A 22,833-nucleotide genomic window follows, 5' to 3' on the forward strand; every position below is an offset into this window, starting at 1 on the left:
GGTTATGCACCAACCTTGGCGTCACGGGTCAGCAGTCGCCCCGCGCCCGGGAGGTCGACGGGCAGCCCGAGCCGGTCGAGCAAGGTGAACGCTCCTGCGGTCGCAGCCGATAGGACGGGAAGTGCGAATTCGGCTTCGGCCGCCTGGATCAGCGGCAACGACGGCATCTGTACGCACGCCGAGAGTACGAGTGCGTCCGCACCGGTGAGGTCGAGCGAGCGGGCGGCCTCCAGCACCCGGTCGCCCGGAATGCAGCCCACCTCGGCATTGTCGGCCACCTCGAGGGCCCGCCAGTCGGTGACGACAATGCCTTCGGCTTCGAGGTAGGCCACCACGAGTTCGGCGAGTGGGCGCAGATAGGGCATGACCAGACCGACTCGGGTGAGACCGGACGCACGCAGTGTATGAATGAGTGCGCCGGCGCTGGAGCTCACGTGCGGTGCCAGGCCTCGATCCGCGAGCTGCGCGGCGACTGTCTCTTCGGTGCGTTCGTGCTCGCCGACCCCGTCGCTGTGCCCCGGCACCATGAGCGCGACAAGGCAGGCATAGAGAATCGCATCGACACCGGCGTCGCCGATCTCGTCGACGCAGCGTTCCCGCTGGCCGTTCATCGCCCGCAATTCCTCGGGCGAGACAGTGTGCATCCGCATCCTGGTGGTGTGGAAGGAGAAAGTCGCATTCCGATGGCGTTGCAGCAGCGCGGGCATCTCCGTCTCCACGGTGACGTTCGAGCTGGGAACCACGAGGCCGATGCGGTAGTGCTTGTTCATGATCATCCTGATTTGGTTGGTGGCGGGCTAACGGCGGACGATCCGCAGCGCGTTCTTGTCGTGCTGGGCGACACGCGCGTCCTGAAGTCCGGCGAGGGCGGAGTACCAGACGGCGTGGCGGCATTCGGTCGCCCGCCGGTCGATGATGATTTGCTCGGCGGTGCTGGTATGTCCTGGACCGACGTCCTCGCCCAGATCCCCACTCGGACGCTCTTCGCGACCGTCCGAACCGAGAGCGATCAGGAAGTACGGCCCGACCTTCCGGACCTCCAACAGGGCGTCCTGCTCGGCGACCCGGACGACGCCCTCGTTCTCCGGGACGTCCAGTACGAATACGGCGGTCACTTCGTCACCGCTTCCCACTGGGCAGCGCGATCGACGATCAGCTCGGCCTTGCGGGTGAGCAGCTTGTCCAGCGACGGATCCGGCCCGGACGCGACCTCGCACAGCGCCTCGATGGTGAGTTCGGCATCCAAGTCTTCTTGCGGTGTCACCGGCCGCAGTGCGCGAGTGAGCTCGACCATGTATCCGTTGGGATCGTGGGTGTAGATCGACTCGATGGTCTCGTGCTGGACCTGCATCTCGCAGGGCCATTCACTGGCGTCGAGGCGCCGCCGGTACTCGAGCAGATCTTCTTCGGAATCGACGTGAATGGCCAGGTGCCGGGAATTCACGAAGAAGTCGGGCACATCGGCGCCGAACCGGGCGTACACATCGCCCTTGGCGGGCTCTGTGTTCGGCTTCGGCATACCGAAGTAGTAGAAGAACGCGATCCGGTCGTCGTTGCCGATATCGAAGAAGAAGTGGATGAAATCCGGGTGGTCCTCCGGCCCCCAACCAGCGGCACAGATGGAGTGCACGACCGGGAATTTGAGGGTGTCGCGGTAGAAGCGCACGGTCGCGGCCGGATCGAAGGTGGGAAAGGCGGCGTGGTCGACGCCCTTCACCCGGTGCTCAGTCTGGATATCAGGCAGCGTCATCGTGTGTCTCCTTCGTCAGTGATGACAGTGGACAGACCAGGTCGGTACGCGCGGCGGCGATACCGGCGGCGAGGTCGTCGAGGTTCTCCGCCGCACCGTCGACGACGACGAGTCCGGTCGTCTCGGCACGCAGCCGCTCGCCCAGGTCGAGCCGGGTCAACAGGGTTCCCCGGTCGGCCGGTCCGGTGAGCCAGAATCCTCGTCGGCCGGCGAGGACGAGATCGTTGAGTCCTTTGACCAATACGTCCGCCTCGGAACTCCACGGGTCGTCCAACTCGACGGTCACCCGCACCAGATCGCACTCGCTCGAAGGTGTCCGGGAAGAGTCTTCGAGGGGTGTGGAGAGCCGGTCCCGGTCGGCCGGCGACAGCATCCGCGTGTTCCATTCCCGCTCGCTGTGGACCAACGGCTGACTCAGGACCCAGTCCACCAAGCCCTCGTCCGGCACGAGCGAGGTATCGACGCCCGCGAACTCGGCGAGTCCATTGCGGACAACATCGGGATTCGTGCCCGCGAACCGTTCCAACCCGACGTTCCCCGTACGGGTCATGTAGGAGACCATGAGCTGATCGACGGGCAGGTTGGTGCGACGCGGGAAGGAATCCCACCACAGCCGGCTACGCCTCGCCAGTTCCTGCAACCGCGCAACCTGCGGGCGGCGTTCACGCTCGTAGGTGGCCAGCGCGGTGGCAAGGTCCTCACCCTTGTCGATGGCGTCGCGCAAGGCAATCGCATCCTCCATCGCGAGCTTGGTACCCGAGCCGACCGAATAGTGGGCCGTATGTGCGGCATCGCCGAGCAGCACGGCATTGCCGCGGGTCCACCGCCGACAGTGCACTGTGCGGAAACGCGACCAGCGGGTCCGGTTGCCGATGAGGTGGTGACCGTCCAGGTGCTCGGCGAAGGCGTCCTGCAGGTATGTGAGGGAGGTGGTGTCGGACTCGTCGGGCGCGGTCGCCTCGCCGGTGACATCGAAACCCGCACCGCGCCAAGTAGCTTCGTCGGTCTCGATCAGGAACGTGCTGCGATCGGGTGCATAGGGGTAGGCATGGGTGACGAAGGTGCCGTGCGCGGTTGTCACGGGTGCGAAGATCGCGCTGTCGAGGGCGAAGTCCGCGCCCGCCCAGAGGTAGAGTCCACCGGAAACCTCGACCTCGGCACCGAAGTCCCGGGCATGCTCGGTGCGCGTCTGACTGCTCACCCCGTCGGCCACAACGATCAGCTGGGCGTCGACCTCCTCCAAGCGACGTCGCTCCCCGTAGTGCAGCTCCACGCCGGCGTCGCGCGCATGTCGGTCGAGCACGGCGAGCAGCTCGGTGCGCGCGATGCCGATCAGCGGACCGTTGTGCACCCGGGCCACCTGATCGCCGACAATCATCCGCATATCGTGTGGGCGGCCCGCTGCCACCATATCGGCCTGTGTGGCCGGGTCGGCTTCCTCGAGGTTGCGCTGGGTGCGGCCCGCGACCGCGACACCGAACCCGAACGTCTTCTCCGGCGTGCTCTGCTCGAAGACCTGCACGGTGGCGTCCGGATGTGCCAGTTTCAGCAGGCGAGCGGCGTACAACCCACCCGGACCTCCGCCGAGGACGGCGATGTGTTCGAGCCTCATTGTTCGACGCTCTCCTTCTCGATCTTCTTCTCGATGTCGGCCCGCAGATCCTTTTTCGAGACCTTGCCGACATTCGTCAGCGGAAACTCGTCGACGACCTCGACTCGCTCGGGCAGCTTGAATTTCGCCAGCCCCTGATCGAGCAGGAACTCCCCGATCGACGTGACGTCCGGTTGCTCCTCCCCCTCCGCCACGATGACGTACGCGCAGATCCGCTCGCCGAGAACCGGGTCGGGCATGGCGACCACCGCTGCGTTGGAGAGGCCGGGGTGACGCACGAGCAACTCCTCGACCTCATCAGCATGGATCTTCTCCGCGCCACGGTTGATGACGTCTTTGATCCGGCCGTCGATGGCGTAGTACGTGCGTCCATCCAGCACCTGCCGGATCACCAGGTCACCGGTGCGATAGAAACCGTCGGACGTGAAAGCCGACACGTTGTGTTCGGGGGCCCGATAGTAGCCGGGGATGGTGTAAGGACCACGGCATGCCAGCTCACCGACGGTTCCGTCCGGCACCTCGTCCTCGATGCCGATATCGAGCACGCGGACCTCGTCGGCCGACGAGATCGTCGTGCCCACCGTCGCCAGCCGAACCTGCTCCGGCGCATCGGGCGGGGTGAAGAGAAACAGGCCTTCGGCCATTCCGAACATCTGGAGCGCGGTTATTCCCAGTTCGCGCTCGAGCCGGGCGATGAGTTCCCGACTGGGACGCTGTCCGCCGATGACGAACCGCCGAATACTGGTCAGATCGGTGCGCTGGGCGTCATCGTGGTCGAGCATCCGGATCGCGACCGCCGGTGGTACCACCGGCATCACTGTGACCCGCTCGCGGGCGATCAGCTCCAGGATCGGTCCGGCGTCGGCGCCCGGGGCTAGCACACCGGTGCCCCCGACCAGGTGCACCGGCTGCATTGCCGCCACGGTCCCGGCATTGTGCATGATCGGCAACGGGTGCAGCAGTACCGACTCTTCTGTCAGTTCGAGAGCCTCTGCCCACACCCGGGAGTTGTAGAGGTACTCCTCGTGCCGGCGGGGAGCGACTTTCGGCAATCCGGTCGTTCCGCCGGACAACTGCAACACCACCAGCTCATTCGGGTCGATGTTGATGCCGGCGAGATGCGCGCGTGCCCGCGGGGCACGACCGGCCTCGAGAATGTCCCCGTAAGTGGACGCCGCATCCGGTGCGGCGCCACGGATGACGATCAGAGTGTCCAGCGCATCGTTGTCCCCCTGCAGAGCCGTCCCGAGGCCGACGAGGTCCCGGTTGCGGAAATCCGCCTGCACCAGGTGCCCCTTGGCACCGGTGTGCGCCGCGAGATGCCTTATCTCCCGCTCACCGTGCTGCGGAAGCGTGCAGACCGGGACAATTCCCGCTTTCACACATCCGTAGTAGGCCACCACCGTCTCAGCGACATTGCCGAGCTGGAAAACAACGCGATCCGCAGGCCGCAAGGCGGTTCGGGCCAGCAGCCCGGCGGCAAAGCACTCCGTCAGTTCGTCCAGTTCGGCATAGGTCAGCCGGCCCTCGATGGTGACCAGCGCAGTGCGGTCCGCATGTGTACGTGCCGCTGCGCGCAAGGCCTCGCCGAGCGTTTCCCCGGTCCACAGGCCGGTGCGCCGGTAATGCGCTACACGCTCCGCCGAGAACTGCGGTAACGCGTCAGAGGTGTCGAACGTCATCGGATGCCCCTACCGCGATTTACTTGAGTGTCGAAATATCGACACTGTTGTCAAAAGCATGCTCACGAAGATAAGTCGCTGTTACACGACTGTCAACTATTCGGCAGGTACGAAGGTTGAGCTGTGCGGTTATCCGTCGGCGTGCCGGTCGTCATGGACGGCAAGGGCGCTCTCCAAATGGGCGATATCCTCCTTGAGCAGCGCCAACGCCGCCCAGGGGCCGGGTTGCAGCTGCCGATCGTCCTCTCGCCGCATACCCGTCATCGCCAGATCGACCAACACGTCGGCGACCGCGTCGGGATCACCATCGGCCGTGCCGCGATACCACCAAGCAACCCAATTGGCCATCCCCAGCATTCCCAGTGCGACCGTCCGCGCAGGCAGCGGCCGGAACCGCCCCGCCCGCATCGCATCCTCGATCAACCCGGTCAACAACTCCAGCACTTGGCGCCGAGCATGATGGTGCATCTCGGCGATCTCCGGCGGCAGGTCCGGCTCGCTCCGGTCCAGCAGCCGGAAACGGGCTGTGTTGCGCGCATTGTTCACGATGATCCGGCGCAGCGCCTCCTCCACACGGGCATCCTCGGCCAGCTGCTCCTGGGCCCGAGTCTCCTCCAGGATTTCCACAACGCGCTCGAGTACGTCGCGTACCAACGCGGCGAGGATCTCTTCCTTGTTGCTCACATAGTGATAGAGCGCGGGGCGGCTGATCCCCATGGCATCCGCGATGTCCTGGAATGAAGTGTTCGCATATCCCTGCGACGCGAACAAGCGCGCCGAATGCTCCAGCAACTCGTTCGACACGAGCCGCTTACGACTGCGCTCCCGGGCCATCGTCACCCCACCTCCATGGTTGATCCGCTCACGCTCATCTTGCACCACGCCCGCTGGCCACTCAGCCGTGGCGCGAAGCGACTCCCCGCCGCCGCCCCGCGGATGCGGTCGGCGACAGTGTGAGGTCGGCCCCAACTGGCCCGCTGAGTGACCCGGACATATCACCGGCGCTTTTCAAATCAAGCTCGCGTTTTCCGGATCAGTAGGCAGGCCCATCCTCCATAAGTACGGCGGTTCGCCGAGCCCACCGGCGTCCCAGCGCTCACGCTGGCTCGCCGTGTCGAGGTCTCAACGCGCTCTGCGTCCACGCGGAAAGGACTGCACTCCGGAGACCGATCGGGAGGCGATGCAGCGCCGGGTGCGCGCGTTGGCGGTCGCGGCGGGCAGTTGGGCCGAGTGGCAGATCGCGCCTCGTTGCAGAGGGATCCGACCTTATTCGGTCGGCTTCGGCAGGGCGTTCAGCGCCAGAGCGACGATGGACTCCAGCCGGGTGCTGTCGGCTCCGTCGCGGCCCTGCTGGCTCATTCCCTGCAGGGTCGCACCGACAAACGAGGCGAGCTGCGCCGGGTCCGCAGTGGACGGCAAGCGGCCAGAAGTGATGTCGCGTTCGAAAACTCGCGCAAGGGCCGCCGCATTCGTGTTCCGCATATCGGCCAGCCGGTCGGCGACGTGTTGATTATCCGGGGCCACCGTGACCGCGGAACTGATGACCAGGCAGCCGCCCGGGAATTCCGGTCGCGCGTAATGGCGCGCCGCTCCCCGCAGGATCCGGCCCGTGATGCCGATACTGCTCTGCTCCTCGGCGAATGCCTCGGCGACGAACCGGCCGTGGGTGGCGTTGTAATGCTCGATCACGGCGAAGAACAAGCCCTCCTTGGATCCGAACGCCTTGTACAGGCTGGGCGGCCTGATGCCCATGGCGTCGGTGAGCATTGTCAGGCTCGTTCCTTCGTAACCGTATCGCCAGAACACCTGCGTCGCCGCGTCGAGGACATCGGTCAGCACGAACCTGCGACCCTGACCCGCTACCGCAACCACGGTCACCTCCAATTCTCTCGGTCGTGCCCATCATACTTGTAGTGATCACTACACGTATGGAAGGGTGGAATCATGACAACGACCCACGCCCCCGCCCAGACCGCGACCCGGTCTGCTGATGTCCCGATCGCCGTCGTCACCGGCGCAAGTCGCGGTATCGGCGCCGCGACGGCCCGGCGCCTCGCCGCGGACGGCTATGAAGTCGCCGTTCACTACGGCACGAACGAAGAATCCGCAGCCCGCGTCATCGCACAGATCCGCAAGGACGGCGGTCGCGCTTTCGCTTTCGCCGCCGACCTCACCGAGCCGGGCATCGACCGGTCTTTCTGGAAGTCCTACGACGCGGCCGCAGGTACCCGGCGTGGGGCACCGGTATACGCACTGATCCACAATGCCGGCGTAACCATACGAGGGCTGATCGAAGACTTCCCCGGCGAGGATTTCCACCGCCAGCAGCAGATCAATGTCACCGCACCATTTCTCATCACACAGGCCGGGTTGCCGCGGCTCGCCGAAGGCGGACGAATTGTGAATCTCTCCTCGGGGGTGACCCGGATCGCCATGGCCGATGTCATCGGATACGCCATGACCAAGGGAGCGATCGACGCATTCACCCACACCCTCGCTCAGCATCTCGGGCCTCGCAAGATCACCGTAAACGCCGTCGCACCCGGAATCATCGATACCGATATGAACGCGTCCTGGCTACGCGGCAACGAACAAGCGCGCGGCGAGATCCTGCCCCAGGTCGCGCTCGGATACATAGGCGAGCCGGCCGAAGTCGCCGACGTCGTGGCATTCCTCGTTTCCGCCGACGCACGCTACATCACCGGACAGACCATCGACGTCACCGGCGGCTCGCGCCTTTGACCATCGAGAGACCCAACGGGGTTCGGCAGCCAATCGCACAAGCAGGTCACCACGCTCAGATCGAGTAGCTACCCCCTATGACCAGGGGTTTTCCAGTTGCCCATGTTGTGCGTGTCCTACCGAGGGCGCCGACCCGCGACAACGATTGCCGCAGGTCAATAGCCCCTGCGGAGGCGAACTGTGGAGCGAGCCGGCGAAGGCAGTCGGTGAGTCAACCCCCGGGGCCGCCGCCCGGGAAATCGGAGTGCATACCGTCCAATCGCTAGGGGGTCACAAGCCGACGCGGCAACCTATCCATCAGCTTGCACTGGGGGCGGCGTGCAAAACTGGGAGACACGGGCGCAGCAGTTCCGGTTCGAGCTGCCATTGGCCGGACCCCGTCCCTCGACGAGCATCGACAGCTCCATCGCAGCCACGCGGCATCCAGGGCCGTTGGTCAACACGATTGCTATCGAATCCGTCGGTCCGGTCTCGGTAGACACAGCTGCCACGCGACCGCATCGATTGCGGCAAACAGGATAGGACCAAAACGGGGGGTAAACGCGGGGCCAGACACAATAAAACCGGTCAGGCCCGGTCCAAGACCGGGCCTGACCTGCTATTTTTGTGGAGCTCAGGGGACTCGAACCCCTGACCCCCACTCCGGCAGCCGATTGCCTCGAAACCTCTGTGGAGTGGCTTGTCCTACCTGGATCCGATCGGGGCTCCCCGAGCCGAAAAGTGCAGGGCCGCATCCGTGCGGTGGCCAGAATTGTCGCCGATACGCTGGAGGCACCGCTCGGGGCCGTCCATGTCATCGTCGACGAGGTCGAGCCGAATCGATTCGACGCCGACGACGACCTCGGTGTCCAATCCGGTCACGTTGCCGAGATGATTACGCCGGTAGGCGGTGGCCGGGTGGCTCATGTACCTTTCGTGCGCGGTATCGGAGCCATCCAGCCGGTCGCAGGATCAGCCGTACTCAGCGGGGTTCCAGGTACGGGTGGGCTTGTTGGTGAGGATGAACCGCAATGCCTTGATCATGATGTCACCTCCTTCCCGGGGCTGGTATTGAGCGCGGACAGGGCCTATGGGGTGCGGCGCAGGGTGAACGGCCTGGGGATCGCCGCGTTGGTCACGATCGGGCGTGTGTCACCGCCGCCGATGACGCGCAGCGAGGTGTTCTCGGTGAGGGCGGCGGCTGCTGCGGTGACCAGATCGTGGGCGACCGCGGCGCCCGCGCAGGTGAAGGGGCCGGAGCTGAAGGGTACGTAGGGGCCGTTCGCACTCGGTCGAGCCCAACGGTCGGGTCGGAACGCCCCTGGTCTGGACCAACGTTGTTCGTCGTGGTGGAGCAGGTAGGGGCTGACGGAAAGCTGGTCACCGGCCTGGAAGGCGACTCCGCCGAACTCGGTGGGCCGCGGGACGGGACGGCTGACCATCCAGGAGACCGGCCGGTGCCGCGCGGCCTCACGTACGACCCGGTCGACGGGCCACGGCCATGGTGAGCCAGGAGAGTGGAGACTGCCCAGCAGCACCGACCACGCCAACGAGTAGCCCAGCGGTCCCACAATGGACCGGAACATCAGCACATACAGCTGCGCCACCGTGGAATCGGGGACCTCGTCGGGGCAGGCACCGATCACCGCATCGAGCAGATCCCGCGGTCCGGACTCCGCCGCGTGGCCGGTGTCGCGGCGCCGAGCCCGGACCTGCTCGGTCAGCACGGTCGATAGTTCGGCGCGCAGCAGCTGAGCCCGCGCCCGCTGCCCCATCCGGGCCGGGCGAAGCGCACCCACGCGTGCGTTCCGTTCCAGTAACCGCCGCAATTCGGGAGCACCATCGGGGTGCAGCAGCACATCCGCGGTGCATCGATACACCAGCTCGACCCCCGCCGCAGGCCAGCGGGTGACGGAGGACATTTCGATCGCCGCGGCCGCGAGGGACTCGCGGTACCGGGGCGCATGCGTCCGCAGAATCGCGCGCGCCGCGCGGCCGAAATCGACCTGCACAGACCGCGAAGGCAGCATGGACCCGAAGAACTCGGACATCCCCTCATTGAATGCGCGGTCGTTCAACACCGTCAGCGCCAGGCCCGTATCGCCGACACACCACCCGCCCCAGGGCAGCCTGAACACCTCCCCCGAGCTGGTTCGGCGAAGATTTTCGAGAAAATCCAACGGATCGCGCCGGAACCGGAGCATCTCTGTGAAACCCATCGAACGGTCCTCTCACGGAGAGGGGTGAGCGGTTCATCAGGTGCTTTCGAGCTGAACCCATCCACTGGACCTGCGTACAACCGCAGGCCTGACGTAGCCTTTCAATCCTAACCGGCTCGTCCAGGCCGGTATGGACCGCGGCGGTGATCACCATGCCCGGATCCGGGACAAAAGGTGGGTGTGACCTGAGTGATCAGGTGCGGGGCATCGGGCTCGCAGGCCAAGTGCTCGGCCACGCCGGGTTCGGGGCCGGCACGCCACCGTGGCGGTCTCCGACCGCGTCTCGGTCCACGCCGCGCCGGGCGGCGGGCTCGGGTGACGCCGTCTCCGATTCGCTCGAGCAGGGCACATCGGACGCACCCTGCCGACCGCCGTACCTCCGTCCGGCCCCGGCACACCGTCACGACATCGTTAGCCGAAGCCGCTCACGAACACAGCCGGATCACCGGCCGGGCCGTCGAAGGTTTCGAGGACGGCTCGACGATCGCTGCCGCGCCGCGGCGGCGAACCGACCGAAACGACGGCGTTCACGGCCGTCGCAACGGCATGGGCGATACCTCAGCCCGAAACATGCGGCGGGTCGGCCCAATACTGTGGGCTGCGGCCATAGTGCGGCGTCGAATACGCGCGGTCCCATGTCGCGCCGGCGGCGATGAGCTCGCGCCACGGCGCGACCTCGACATACATGACCCGCATCGAGTTCAACGACCCGATGTGCAGATCGGGTCCGTCGGTGGTGACCGCGTCCTCGGCAACGGCGACCTCGAAATTTCGTTCCAGGGCGGCGCGGACCGTCGCCTCCACACAGACGTTGGTCTGCAGTCCGCAGACGATCAGACGATCGGCGCCGAGCGTGCGCAGGACGGGGTCGAGCTCGGTGTAGGCGAAGAAGCTGTGCCGGGTTTTGTCGAGTACCAGCTCCCCCGGTTCGGGTGCGACGGCATCCATGATCTGCGAACGCCACAGCTTCTCCTCCTCGGACAGCACCGGCAGCCGATCCGCGCGGCTCGCGCGGTGGCGGGCCGACCGCGGTGTCATCGCCGACGAGGACACCTGGCGCGAATAGATCACCGGAATCCCCTGCGACCTCGCCTCGTGGATCAACGATCGGCATTCGGCCACCACCTCGTCCCGCCTCCATAGCGGCGGCCACCCGTAGGCGTCCCGGACATCCTGCACCAGATACGAGTTCTGCACGTCCACCACGAGCAATGCCAACGACCCCACGAACACCCCTTGTTTGTATCGAAAGCTGCTGTGCCTCAATGCCTCCAGCAGGCGAACTCCCATTATGGGCTGCTGGTCGGGGCGGCGGCGCACATCCGGGCTCATCGGCGGAGTCGAGGGCGCAGATCTGCGGGGACGCCCCGCGGCCGGTGCGGGATTCGAGGCCTGTGCCACCTCGGCTGCGCCGCGACGTGACGACAATTCGCCCGGGGTCCGGCAGGAGACCGTCCGGGCAGTGCAGCCGGTGGGCCCGGCCATCGGTAACGTCAGTGCCCGAGGAGGTGGTCGGTGCGGTGAACACGGAAATAATGCGGGCGAGGCAGGAACGGCGGCGCGTGATCGTGGCCGCGGCATCCGGGTTGTTCGCCGCCTGCGGTTATCGGGCGGCGAGTATGGACGAGATCGCCTGCCGGGCCGGGATCAGCAAACCGGTACTGTACAAGTCGTTTTCGAGCAAGCTCGAACTCTATCTGGCGGTTCTGCACGAGGCGGTACAGGTATTGCGTGCCACGCTCAGCGCGGCATTGGCCGCCACCCGGGATATGCGATCGATCGTGGTGGCGACGGTGACCGCGGTGTTCGACTTCGCCGACAACCACGCGCGCAGCGCTGCCCTGCTGGCCGGCGCGGCCGACGCCGAGGAGCCTTCGGCGCAGCGTATGGCACGCCAGGCCACCACGATCTGCACCGATGCCCTGTTGCAGGCGCTGGCACCGTCGGCCTCGCTGCGGGCCGAGCGGGGATGGCTCATCGCGGCGGAGATGGTCGGGATCGCGCAGTCCTGCGCGCGCGACTGGGTGGTCACCGGTAAGCGACTGCCCAAACACGAAGCCGTTGCCACGACCGCCGGTTTGTGCTGGTCCGGCCTGGCCGGTGTCCAATTGGCGCCGAAGAGCCCGGTCCCTGCCGCGGACTGAGCCCCGTCTCCGAGGTGGAGACAGCGAGTATTCCGGCCGGATGGCGTGCTCCCGCGGCGTGGGCCGGTGATCGTCTCGAATCGGCACAGCGGGTCTGCGGCGCCCGGACACGGCGGCAGGCCATGTGATCGGGATCACATAACGAACTGTCACGTTCTCCGGGCCTGCTCTGTCCAATAGCCGACCCAACGGACGAGCCCCTTCACGGAGAGAACGATGAATACCGACACTGCCCACGAGATCGTTGTCCTCGGCGCCGGCTACACCGGTCTGATCGCCACCGCCCGCCTGGCCCGCTACACCCGCAGACTGAACACTCACATCACTGTGGTGAACCCTTCTCCCCGCTTCACCGAGCGGCTGCGCCTGCACCAGGTCGCCGCGGGCCAGGAGCTGGCCGACTTGCGGATTCCGGATCTACTGGCGGGGACCGGCGTGGAATTCCACCGGGCCGCGGCGACCGCCATCGACACCGCCGACCGCACCGTCACCCTCGACGACGGCGCGGTCCTGCACTACGACCGGCTGGTCTACGCCCTCGGCAGCACCACCGATACGAGCTCTGTCCCGGGCGCGGCGGACCACGCCTGGACCCTCGACAATCCCGCCCTGGCGCATCACTTCGCGCAGCGGTTGCCCGAGATCGCCGCAGCAGGGGGCACCGTCACCGTCTGCGGGGGCGGACTCACCGGCATCGAGACGGCCGCCGAGATCGCCGAGGCGCACCCCGGGCTGACGGTCAACCTGATCAGCGCGGCCGAACCCGGCACCATGATGGGCGAGAAGGCCCGCGCCTACCTGAACCGTGCCCTGGACCGGCTGGGAGTGGTCCGCACGCTCGGGGTGAAGGTCACCAAGGTCCTCCCCGACGCCGTGCGGCTGGACACCGGCGAGGTCGTGGCCTCGGATCTGACCCTGTGGACCACCGGCGTACGGGTGTCGCCGCTCGCCGCCACGGCCGGAATCGCGACCGACGCGAAAGGACTCATCATCACCGACGCCACTCTGCGCTCGATATCGCACCCGGAGATCCACGCCGTCGGGGACGCCGCCCGCGTGCAGCAGGCGTGGGGACAGCTGCACGGCACCTGCCAGAGCGGTGTGGTCACCGCGGACTACACCGCCGCCGCCATAGCCCGGCTCCGGCGCGGAAAAGTGGTGAAACCGCTGCGCTTCGGCTACTTCCACCAGCCGGTGAGTCTGGGCCGGAAGGACGCGGTCATCCAGTTCACCCACGCAGACGACACCCCGAACAGGTGGTATCTCCGGGGCCGGGCCGCGGTGATCTACAAGGAACAGGTCAGCAGCAGCCCGACGGTGGCCGCCAAGGCGAGCCGCTATGTGAAGATCCCGGTACAGCTGTCGAAGGGCGGCCGTGCCACCCGGAAGGCCGTATGACCATTCGGGGTCCGCGGGGCCGCGAAGCCGCACAGTTTCCCGGCCCCCGCGGAATACGAACCTCTGACCGATAGGACAGCACCGTGCCAGAGCGCGATACCCACCAGCCGCTCCCCGAGCCCGAGCTGCCCGGCGAGCCGATCGACCCGTTCGTCGAACACCGTCGGCTGCTCTTCGGTACCGCTTACCACCTCCTGGGCAGTGTCGCCGATACGGAGGACATCCTGCAGGACACCTGGTTGAAATGGCGTGCGGTGGATCAGGCGTCGGTGGCTCATCCGAAGGCCTACCTGGTGCGCACGGTGACCAATCTCGCGCTGAACCACCTCACCTCCGCCCGGGCCGCCCGCGAAACCTATATCGGTCCCTGGATCCCCGAACCGGTTATCACCGCACCGACCGCCGCCGAGGAGAGCGAAATGGCCGATACCGTGTCGACGGCGATGCTGGTCGTCCTCGAAACACTCAATCCCGTCGAGCGCGCCGTATTCGTCCTGCGTGAGGTCTTCGGCTACTCCTACGCCGACATCGGCGGCTTCCTCGACCGCCCCGAGGCCACCGTCCGCCAGATCCTGCACCGCGCCCGTTCGCATGTGCATGCCCGCCGTCCCCGATTCGACGCGGACGATGCGGCACGCAAACAGATCACCGAGAAGTTCATGGCAGCCTGTCATGGCGGCGACCTCAACGCGCTCATGGAATTGCTCGCACCGGAAGTGACGCTGTGGAACGACGGCGGTGGCATCGTCACCGCGGCCCGCCGCCCGCTGCACGGACCCGACCATGTCGCGCGCTGGCTACTGGGTGTCCTGGCCAAACCGGACTCCGCCGGCGTCCGGCTCGAACCCGTGGTCGTCAACGGCGAGCTGAGCATCGTCGGCACACTCGGCGACTTCCGCATCGGCGCCTTCACCTACGACATTCGCGACGGCCGCATCGAGAACATCCGCTTCCAGGTCAATCCGGAAAAGCTGCGCGGTATCCAGGCAGCGGACTGAAACCCTCGCACCACCGAGGAAACCCGATTGCCCGGTCCGGACCCACCCGGCTCGGAACGAGGCGGCGCGGCGATCAGCCCCGGCCGGTTTCGTCCACCATCCACGCGGCGATCTGGGCGCGGGAGGTGAACCCCAGCTTGGTGAGGATGTTCTCGACGTGCCCCTGGGCAGTGCGTGGTGAGACAACGAGTTCGGTGGCGATCTGCCGGTTGCTCAGGCCCCGGGCGACCAGTGCGGCGACCTGCCGCTCCCGTTTGGTCAACCGGGCCGTCCGGTCGGGGTCGGCGGTCGCGCCGGTGGATTGTTCGCGCAGTGCGTATGCCAGCGCCGCGGAAACGCTCATCGTGCGGCCCCGCTCGAATGCCGCATCGAACTTGTCGTCGCCGAGAGTTTTTCGCGCCGACTGCTCGCACTCCTCGTGGAAGTGCGACAGCGTATCGAAGACGCGGCCGCGGCTGCCTCCGGCCGGCCAGAGGTGGCGAGCGGCTCCCATGAGCACCGCGGCCCGCTCCGTCTCCCGGCGGTGGCAGGCGATCCATGACAACGCTTCGAGGCAGAAGGTCACCACCATGTGGCTGTTGAGCGGGCGGTCGACGCGCAAAGCGTCCTCGATCAGCTCCTGCGCACGGTCGACGTTGCCGCGGCGCCACTCGGCGACGCCCAGGCCTCGCATGGCCAGCGCGCGATACAGTATTCCTCCGCACCCCTCGGTGATAGCGATCAGCCGCTGCTGGTGCTCGATCGCTTTCTCCGTCTCGCCGCGCATTTCGTACGTCATGCCCAGCAGAGTCAAGGCATGAATGTGGAGATGGCCGGTGAGGTTCGACCGGTAGACGTCGATGGCGGCCTCCAGGAGCGGTTCGGCACGCGAGGGGTCGCCACTGAGCAGGGCCAAGCCCGCCGCCGCGTGGTTCATCTGCGCCTGCAACATCGGCGTCGGGTCGCGTTCGGCCAGCACCCGGCCCTCCTGGAGCAGGGTCGCCGCGGACCGGAAATCGCCCTGCGCCGCCGCCATGTCGATGGCGACGCGCAGTGTCTTCACCCGGTCGGGGATCGATATAGCACCGGGGTGGGCGAGAACCCGTTCGATCCAGGACCGTCCTTCACCGTAGAAGCCGCGGAACACCCAGAACTCCCACAGCGCGGCGGCCATCTGCAGGCCTGCTTCCGCTGCTTCTTCGGTGTCCTCGGACAGCGCGGATTCGAGGGCCTCGCGCAGATTGGGGTGCTCGCGCTCGAGCCGGGCGATCCAGCCGGGCTGCGCACGGCCGATCCATCCGGCCTCCGCGTCCAGCGCCAGCCGCCTGTACCAGGCGCGGTGCCGTCGGCGCAGCTCCTGGTACTCGCCGGATTCCCGCAGCTTGGATCGACCGTAGTCGCGCAGGGTCTCCAGCATCCGGAACCGCACGACGGAACCCGACTCCTCCCGGAGCAGTATCGACTTGTCCACCAGGCCGGAAAGCGCATCGACGATTTCGGCAGGTGCCGAGTCGACACCGCACACCTGCTCGACCGCATCCAGTCCGCAGCTACCGGCGAACACCGACAAGCGGGCCCATGCCCGCTGTTCGGCCTGCGAACACAGGTCATAGCTCCAGTCCAGGCACAGCTTCATCGATTGCTGCCGGGTCGGCGCGGTGCGGAAAGAACCGGTGAGCAGCTCGTATCGGTCCGTCAGCCGGGCCAGGATCTGGTCCGGCGACAGCGTGCGCAGGCGTGCGGCGGCAAGCTCGATCGCCAGCGGCACTCCGTCCAACCTGGCACAGATCCTGGTCACCGCGACCATATTGTCCTCGGTCAGCTCGAATCCCGGTACCACCGCCGCGGCACGCTCGACGAACAACGTCACCCCGTCGAAGCGGGGCAGCCCTTTCAGCGATGGTCGATGATCGGGATCCGGAACTGTCAACGGCACCACCCGCTGGATAACTTCGCCGGCGATCTTCAACGGCTCGCGGCTGGTGATGATGGTCCGTACACCCGGGCACGAGGCCAGCAGCGCCTCGGTCAGCTCGGCGACCGCCTCGATGATCTGCTCGCAGTTGTCCAGGACGAGCAGCGCTTCGCGGGGCCACAGGTAGTGCATCAGGGTCTCGAGCAACGGCCTCGTCGAGTCGTCCCGTACCCCGAGCGTTGCCGCTACGGTGTCGACCAGTAGCCCGGCATCGGACACGGGCGTCAGATCGATCAGCCATACCCCGTCGGCGAAATCGCGCTGAACCTGCGACGCGGCCTTCAGCGCCAACCGCGTTTTGCCCACGCCACCGGTACCGACGAGGGTAACCGAACGCGACCTCGACAGCTGCTTCTTGACCTCGGTCAACTCGGCGCGCCGATCGACGAGCCCGGTCAGCTCCAGTGGCAGATTGCCACCGGTACTCTCGCCGACCGGCTCCGCCTGCCGCCCACCTTCTGCCGAACTCCTCGACAGCGAGCGTTCGGGCCCGGGATGGGTCAGCAGGGCCAGTTCGCCCGTCGGACTCCCGCGGCGCCGCTGTACCCGCCGGACGGCTTCGCCGAACTCCGCGGCAGAGGGGCGTTCGCGGCGATCCCGCCTCATCGCCGTTTCCACCAGCGTCGCCACCTCGTCGTCGATCCCGCACTGTCGCGGGTCAGGCAGGTCATGGGTGGTGATCCGCAGGAACTGTGTCACCAGATTCTCGCCCCTACGCCGCTCGAAGGCGGCATGCCCGGTCAGCGCGCAGAACAGGGTCGCGCCGAGCCCGTAGACATCTGATTCCGGCGTCGACGGCTGTCCCTCGAGCACTTCGGGTGCGGTGAACGCGGGAGAGCCGGTCACTGCGCCGGCGGCCGTCTCGAAACCGCCACCGATATGTGCGATACCGAAATCGATCAATGCCGGCTCGCCGAAATCGGTGAGCAGAATATTGCCCGGTTTCACATCCCGATGCACTATCCCGAGCCGGTGAGCCGCCTCGAGCGCGCCTGCGGTCTTCGATCCGATCCGCAGCGCATTCTCCGACGAAAGCGGGCCGTGCCGGCGGATCCACAAATCGAGAGACCCCGAGGGGTGATAGGGCATCACCAGATAGGGGCAACCACCGGAGAGTGTGCCCACCTCCAGCACGGTCACGATATTCGGGTGCCCGGTCGAGCGGCCCATCGCCCGCTGCTCCCGCAGAAATCGGGCCCGATTGTCCTCGTCCAATCCGGCGGTGAAAACTTTCACCGCAACGGTCCGGTCCAGCTCCGGCTGCCGGCAGCGATACACCACCCCGAATCCACCCCGGCCGATTTCCACAGCATCCAGGTAACCGGCCGCGCTCAATTCGGCGCGAAACGATATCGTCTCGCGCTGCGTGCGGAGTAGGTCATCACCGCTCATCGGTGAAATCGCCCCGGGGCAACGTTGTGCGAAGCGAAAGAAACCATGGGCTCACCTCTTGCCCGCTCCACTATATCCCCGGCCGGAGAAGTCCCCCGCTGACCGGTTCGATATGCGGAAAAAAGCGCTCGGCGCTTACTCGCACACACCTCCCTCACCTCTTTCCCGGGTGTCGCTGCCCGACTTTTCCAGGCCGTTCGGGCAGGGTTTAGCCGGACGCGGCGTGGGTATCGGCGCGGGCACCAGTGGTTCGAACGCAAGCGGTGGCTCGGATGAAGGAGAGCGCATGGCAGTGACACCGTCCCGACCCGCAGAGCTCACCCCCACCCGCCCGTTTCCGGCACGGGTGGGCCCCAAGGGTTCGGCCATCCGGAAGCTGGTGACCACGACCGACCCGAAACTGCTGGGCATCATGTATCTGGCCTCGGCGACGGCCTTCTTCCTGATCGGCGGGTTGATGGCATTGCTGCTGCGCGGGGAGCTGGCCCGCCCCGGGCTGCAGTTCCTGTCGCCGGAACAGTACAACCAGCTGTTCACCATGCACGGCACGATCATGCTGCTGTTCTATGCCACGCCGGTCGTGTTCGGTTTCGCCAATGCGGTCCTGCCGCTACAGATCGGGGCGCCGGATGTGGCGTTTCCCCGCCTCAATGCCCTGAGCTATTGGCTGTATCTGTTCGGTGCCACCATGGCGACCGCTGGATTCGTCACTCCGGGCGGCGCCGCCGATTTCGGCTGGACGGCATATTCGCCGCTCACCGATATCCTGCACTCACCGGGCGTCGGCGCCGATCTGTGGATCATGGGCCTGGCCGTATCCGGGCTGGGGACAATCCTCGGCGCGGTCAATATGCTCACTACCGTGGTATGCCTCCGGGCCCCGGGGATGACGATGTTCCGGATGCCGATCTTCACCTGGAATATCGTGGTGACCAGCATTCTGGTGCTCCTGGCGTTCCCGATCCTCACCGCGGCGCTGATGGCGCTCGCCTACGACCGGCACCTGGGCGGTCATATCTACGATCCCGGTGTCGGCGGCGTCCTGCTGTGGCAGCACCTGTTCTGGTTCTTCGGCCACCCGGAGGTCTACATCATCGCGTTGCCGTTCTTCGGCATCGTCTCCGAGATCTTCCCGGTCTTCAGCCGCAAACCCATTTTCGGCTACACCGCGCTGGTTTTCGCGACCCTCGGCATCGGCGGCCTGTCGATGGCGGTATGGGCACACCACATGTACGCCACCGGCGCGGTACTGCTCCCATTCTTCTCGTTCATGACCTTCCTCATCGCCATCCCGACCGGCGTGAAATTCTTCAACTGGATCGGCACCATGTGGAAGGGACAACTCACCTTCGAAACACCGATGCTGTTCTCGGTGGGATTCCTCGTCACCTTCCTGTTCGGCGGGCTGTCCGGTGTCATCCTGGCCAGCCCGCCCCTGGACTGGCACGTGCACGACAGCTATTTCGTGGTGGCGCACTTCCACTACGTACTCTTCGGCACCATCGTGTTCGCGACGTTCGCCGGTATCTACTTCTGGTTCCCCAAGATGACCGGCCGGCTCATGGACGAGCGTCTCGGCCGCCTCCACTTCTGGACCACCTTCCTCGGCTTCCACACCACCTTCCTGGTCCAGCACTGGCTCGGCGCCGAGGGCATGCCCCGGCGCTACGCCGACTACCAGGCCGACGACGGCTTCACCGCCCTGCACACTGTGTCCACCATCGGCTCGTTCGTGCTCGGCGTCTCGATGATCACGTTCGTGTGGAACGTCTTCAAGAGCTACCGCTACGGCGAGGTGGTCACCGTGGACGACCCGTGGGGGTACGGCAACTCCTTGGAATGGGCCACCAGCTGCCCGCCGCCGCGGCACAACTTCTACGAACTGCCCAAGATCCGCAGCGAACGCCCGGCTTTCGAACTGCACTACCCGCACATGGCCGAACGCATCCGCCGAGAGTCTCATGTCGGCCGCAGCAGCCACGGCGCCGGGGCGGAACTGTCCCAACCCCCCAGCCCTACCGTCGGTGGCGCCGCCTCCGACGGCCCAGCTCGCTGACCTCGCCTTTCATATCGGGATCTCGCGCAACGGGTCTCCCCCGTCGACGAACAGTTGCCCCTGTGGGGTCAGCGCCGCCGCGATCCGCTCCACCGCGACCGCGCCCGCCGCCGGGTAGCGCCCGTCCAGCGCCCCCACCCGCACGGCGAACGCCAGGTCGAACGGCTCCTCGCCGGGCAGCAGCGTGAACTCCTCGATACTCGTACACCGCACGCTCAGCACACCGGCCGCGATCTCCGTCGCGGCCGTGCGACGGATCGCCTCGACACCCGTGGCGGATCGGTCGACGACGAGCACATGCCCGGCACCGACCCGCCGCGCCACCTCTCGGGCGGCGGCGCCGGGCGCTCCGCCGATCTCCAGCACCCGGATGCCCGGCCGCAACGGCAATGCCTCCACCACGGCCGCCAGCCGCGCCGAAAGTCCGCTCATACCGTCCCTCACTTCCGGGCTCGAATTGGCCGCCAGTGTCCCACCGGCCACCGACATCGAGCCGAACGAGCTGCGGGCGAAGGAGAAGCTTCGCCCCACCCGACCTCGCCACCGTCGTGGCCGGGAACCGCCCACCTCGTGAGCGGCCGCACCCGGGAGATGCGACCGCGCGGGCGCCCGTACAGACGCCTACGTCCGCGTACGGATGCCGCTTCCCGGTGGCGCAGGCCCAGGTGGTCGTGCATATTGAGGGCATGAAGTACGTCTTGCTGATCTGTGACGACGAGACGTCGTCGCCGAGCCCGGCGGAGCTCGCGGCGGATCCGGCCCATCGGGCGTACGCGGCGGAATTGGAACGCCGGGGTGCCCGCCGGGGTGGGGCGCGGTTGCGTCCGGTGGCGGACGCGACGACGGTTCGGGTCCGGGGCGGGGAAACGCTGGTATCCGACGGTCCGTTCGCGGAGACCAAGGACTTCATCGGCGGCATCGACATCATCGAATGTGCGGACCTGGACGAGGCGATCGAACTCGCGGCGCGTCATCCCTACGCTCTGCACGGGTCGATCGAGGTCCGCCCCGTGTGGGAATGACCGCGCCACCCGCGGTGCGGGCCGCGGTGGACCGGGCCTATCGCGACGAGTGGGGCCAGGTGGTCGCGACCTTGATCGGAGCCACGGGCGATTGGGATCTGGCCGAGGACTGCGCGCAAGAGGCGTTCGCCGCCGCGTTGTCCACCTGGCCCCGCGACGGCGTGCCCGAGCGACCGGGGGCCTGGCTCACCACGACGGCGCGCAATCGCGCGACCGACCGGCTGCGCCGCGACACGGCCGCGAGCGCAAAGATGCGGCAGCTCGCGCGGCTGGCCCGAGAACCTGTCGAGCCGACGCCGGAGGGGATTCCCGATGAGCGGCTGCGGCTGATATTCACGTGCTGCCATCCGGCGCTGCCGTTCCCGGCCCGGGTCGCGCTCACCTTACGCACCCTGGCGGGCCTGAGCACCGCCGAGATCGCCAAGGCCTTCCTGACCGCCGAGTCCACGATGGCGCAGCGCCTGGTGCGCGCCAAACGCAAGATCGTCGAGGCCGGTATCCCGTATCGGGTGCCCCCGGCGGAGCAGCTGCCGGAACGGTTGTCCGCGGTCGCGGCGGTTCTCTATCTGATCTTCAACGAGGGGTACGGCGACGCGGACGGGGGGCGCGGACTGACGACCGAGGGTATCCACCTCGCTCGGGTGCTGGTCCGGTTGTTGCCCGAAGAGCCCGAGGCGCGGGGCCTGCTGGCACTGATGCTGCTGCTCGAGGCCCGCCGCGAGTACCGCACCGAGGGCGGTGTGCTGGTCCCCCTGGAAGACCAGGACCGCTCCCGGTGGGATCGCGCGCTGATCGCCGAGGGGGTCCGGACACTGGACGAGGCGCTGGCCGCGCGGCGTCCCGGGCCGTATCAGGTGCAGGCCGCGATCGCGGCCTGCCACGCCACCGCGCCCGACTCGGCGGCCACGGACTGGCCCCAGATCGCGGCACTCTACCGGGAGCTCGCGCGACTGGCGCCCTCGCCCGTGGTCGACCTCAACTACGCGGTGGCGGTCGCGCTGGCCGACGGCATCCCCGCCGGTCTCGCGCTCGTCGATGAGCTCGCCGGGTCCGGCCGACTGGAGGGCTACTACCTGCTGCCCGCAACCCGAGCCGATCTGCTGCGCCGGGACGGCCGGGCCGCCGAGGCCGCCGCGGCCTACGCGGCGGCGCTGGAACTGGCGCCGACGGATGCCGAGCGCCGCTACCTGACCGGGCGCCTACGCGCCCTCTGACCGGCGCTCCGGCTCCTCGGCAGAATTCTCGGTTGTTTTTTCGCGTCGGTTGTCGATTTCGCGAGGTCTGCTTCGTCGGTGGGATGAAACCACCCGATGGAGAGAGGTAAGACCATGACGAACACCGAGTACCTGACCGCCACCATGTCCGTGGGCCGGACCCCCGACGAGGTCTTCGCGGCCGTCACCGATGTCCGCGGATGGTGGAGCGAGAACATCATCGGCGCGACCACCACCGTGCACGACGAATTCGTCTTCACCGACGACAGCAAATACGCGGGTGAAACGGCCGCGGGGAAGCCGGGCATCCGCTTCGCCCGGTTCCGGCTCACCGAGGTGGTGCCGGGCGCGCGGGTGGTCTGGCAGGTCGTGGATTCCGACCTCACCTTCGTCGACGACCGGGCCGAGTGGACCGGTACCACGGTCGTCTTCGACCTCACCGCGACCGCGGAAGGCACGACACTGCACTTCACGCACGAGGGCCTTACCGCCGCGGGATCCGAGTGCTTCGAGGCGTGCTCGCGCGGCTGGACCTTCTACATCACCGAGAGCCTGCCGCGGCTGATCACCACCGGCACCGGCGATCCCATCCCGGATTACAACTCCTGAACCACCGTCGGCGGGCTGCTTCCGGCGCGGGTCGCAGGGTGGGCCGGGTATCGACTCCTGCG

At 67.0% G+C, this 22,833-nt stretch carries 20 protein-coding genes; 8 read left to right on the top strand and 12 right to left on the bottom strand.

Features of this window, described 5'->3' with window-relative positions:
* Positions 1–2: 2 nt before the first annotated feature.
* The 7 genes from NF4_RS17975 to NF4_RS18005 all read right to left on the bottom strand — a co-directional run bounded on the left by NF4_RS17975 (position 3) and on the right by NF4_RS18005 (position 6,922).
* Entirely contained in the window at positions 3–770 is a 768-nt protein-coding gene (locus tag NF4_RS17975; RefSeq protein WP_063128643.1) for a maleate cis-trans isomerase family protein, read from the bottom strand.
* A gap of 27 nt (positions 771–797) precedes the next feature.
* The gene (locus NF4_RS17980; protein WP_063128478.1) at positions 798–1,115 is read right to left on the bottom strand and encodes a hypothetical protein; all 318 of its coding nucleotides are present in this window, start codon (positions 1,113–1,115) and stop codon (positions 798–800) included.
* A complete protein-coding gene (locus NF4_RS17985; protein ID WP_063128479.1) occupies positions 1,112–1,750 on the bottom strand; it encodes a VOC family protein in 639 nt (212 codons plus the stop codon). Before NF4_RS17985 ends, NF4_RS17980 begins: the two co-directional genes overlap by 4 nt.
* Positions 1,737–3,362: an FAD-dependent monooxygenase gene (locus NF4_RS17990; RefSeq protein ID WP_063128480.1), complete on the bottom strand. Its 1,626-nt coding sequence runs from the start codon at positions 3,360–3,362 to the stop codon at positions 1,737–1,739. The genes NF4_RS17985 and NF4_RS17990 overlap by 14 nt, the downstream gene beginning before the upstream one ends.
* Positions 3,359–5,044 (bottom strand): (2,3-dihydroxybenzoyl)adenylate synthase, encoded by a 1,686-nt coding sequence (locus NF4_RS17995; protein WP_063128481.1) that lies wholly within the window; start codon positions 5,042–5,044, stop codon positions 3,359–3,361. The genes NF4_RS17990 and NF4_RS17995 overlap by 4 nt, the downstream gene beginning before the upstream one ends.
* Before the next feature lie 129 nt (positions 5,045–5,173).
* A complete protein-coding gene (locus NF4_RS18000) occupies positions 5,174–5,878 on the bottom strand; it encodes a TetR/AcrR family transcriptional regulator (RefSeq protein WP_063814622.1) in 705 nt (234 codons plus the stop codon).
* 432 nt (positions 5,879–6,310) lie between these two features.
* Complete coding sequence (locus NF4_RS18005; protein ID WP_232330533.1) at positions 6,311–6,922, bottom strand: TetR/AcrR family transcriptional regulator; 612 nt, start codon at positions 6,920–6,922, stop codon at positions 6,311–6,313.
* 66 nt (positions 6,923–6,988) lie between these two features.
* On the opposite strand from NF4_RS18005, the gene NF4_RS18010 reads away from it, so the two are divergent.
* The gene (locus tag NF4_RS18010) at positions 6,989–7,786 is read left to right on the top strand and encodes an SDR family NAD(P)-dependent oxidoreductase (protein ID WP_063128483.1); all 798 of its coding nucleotides are present in this window, start codon (positions 6,989–6,991) and stop codon (positions 7,784–7,786) included.
* A gap of 684 nt (positions 7,787–8,470) precedes the next feature.
* Here NF4_RS18010 and NF4_RS18015 read toward each other — a convergent pair.
* The 3 genes from NF4_RS18015 to NF4_RS18025 form a co-directional block, all read right to left on the bottom strand.
* Positions 8,471–8,692, bottom strand: coding sequence for a hypothetical protein (locus tag NF4_RS18015; protein WP_063128484.1), 222 nt, complete (start codon positions 8,690–8,692; stop codon positions 8,471–8,473).
* Between the two features lie 161 nt (positions 8,693–8,853).
* Entirely contained in the window at positions 8,854–9,816 is a 963-nt protein-coding gene (locus tag NF4_RS18020) for a cytochrome P450 (RefSeq protein WP_198165368.1), read from the bottom strand.
* Positions 9,817–10,542: 726 nt separating this feature from the next.
* Positions 10,543–11,316 (bottom strand): cysteine hydrolase family protein, encoded by a 774-nt coding sequence (locus NF4_RS18025; RefSeq protein WP_232330534.1) that lies wholly within the window; start codon positions 11,314–11,316, stop codon positions 10,543–10,545.
* Positions 11,317–11,504: 188 nt separating this feature from the next.
* Here NF4_RS18025 and NF4_RS18030 point away from each other — a divergent pair, with 188 nt between their 5' ends.
* The 3 genes from NF4_RS18030 to sigJ all read left to right on the top strand — a co-directional run bounded on the left by NF4_RS18030 (position 11,505) and on the right by sigJ (position 14,524).
* Positions 11,505–12,128: a TetR/AcrR family transcriptional regulator gene (locus NF4_RS18030; protein ID WP_198165369.1), complete on the top strand. Its 624-nt coding sequence runs from the start codon at positions 11,505–11,507 to the stop codon at positions 12,126–12,128.
* 216 nt (positions 12,129–12,344) lie between these two features.
* Positions 12,345–13,526, top strand: coding sequence for an NAD(P)/FAD-dependent oxidoreductase (locus NF4_RS18035; protein WP_063128487.1), 1,182 nt, complete (start codon positions 12,345–12,347; stop codon positions 13,524–13,526).
* A gap of 83 nt (positions 13,527–13,609) precedes the next feature.
* Positions 13,610–14,524, top strand: a complete 915-nt coding sequence (gene sigJ / locus NF4_RS18040) for an RNA polymerase sigma factor SigJ (protein ID WP_232330535.1) — start codon at positions 13,610–13,612, stop codon at positions 14,522–14,524.
* A 73-nt stretch (positions 14,525–14,597) separates the two neighbouring features.
* On the opposite strand, the gene NF4_RS18045 is transcribed toward sigJ, so the two are convergent.
* Positions 14,598–17,870, bottom strand: a complete 3,273-nt coding sequence (locus NF4_RS18045) for a protein kinase domain-containing protein (protein WP_063128488.1) — start codon at positions 17,868–17,870, stop codon at positions 14,598–14,600.
* 286 nt (positions 17,871–18,156) lie between these two features.
* Between NF4_RS18045 and ctaD the strand changes: the two genes are divergently transcribed.
* Complete coding sequence (gene ctaD, locus NF4_RS18050) at positions 18,157–19,926, top strand: aa3-type cytochrome oxidase subunit I (protein ID WP_063128489.1); 1,770 nt, start codon at positions 18,157–18,159, stop codon at positions 19,924–19,926.
* A gap of 9 nt (positions 19,927–19,935) precedes the next feature.
* Here the strand turns inward: ctaD and NF4_RS18055 are convergent, their stop codons facing one another.
* On the bottom strand, positions 19,936–20,358 hold the full coding sequence (locus NF4_RS18055) for an SAM-dependent methyltransferase (RefSeq protein ID WP_063128648.1): 423 nt from the start codon (positions 20,356–20,358) through the stop codon (positions 19,936–19,938).
* 254 nt (positions 20,359–20,612) lie between these two features.
* Between NF4_RS18055 and NF4_RS18060 the strand changes: the two genes are divergently transcribed.
* From NF4_RS18060 to NF4_RS18070, 3 genes are all read left to right on the top strand, one after another.
* Positions 20,613–20,948 carry a YciI family protein gene (locus NF4_RS18060; protein ID WP_063128649.1) on the top strand — a complete coding sequence of 112 codons (336 nt, stop codon included), beginning with the start codon at positions 20,613–20,615 and terminating at the stop codon, positions 20,946–20,948.
* Positions 20,945–22,162: an RNA polymerase sigma factor gene (locus NF4_RS18065; protein WP_063128490.1), complete on the top strand. Its 1,218-nt coding sequence runs from the start codon at positions 20,945–20,947 to the stop codon at positions 22,160–22,162. The genes NF4_RS18060 and NF4_RS18065 overlap by 4 nt, the downstream gene beginning before the upstream one ends.
* 114 nt (positions 22,163–22,276) lie before the next feature.
* The gene (locus NF4_RS18070) at positions 22,277–22,771 is read left to right on the top strand and encodes an SRPBCC family protein (protein ID WP_063128491.1); all 495 of its coding nucleotides are present in this window, start codon (positions 22,277–22,279) and stop codon (positions 22,769–22,771) included.
* Positions 22,772–22,833 lie beyond the last annotated feature (62 nt).

This window comes from Nocardia fusca NBRC 14340 (genome assembly GCF_001618425.1).
Taxonomy (GTDB): domain Bacteria; phylum Actinomycetota; class Actinomycetes; order Mycobacteriales; family Mycobacteriaceae; genus Nocardia; species Nocardia fusca.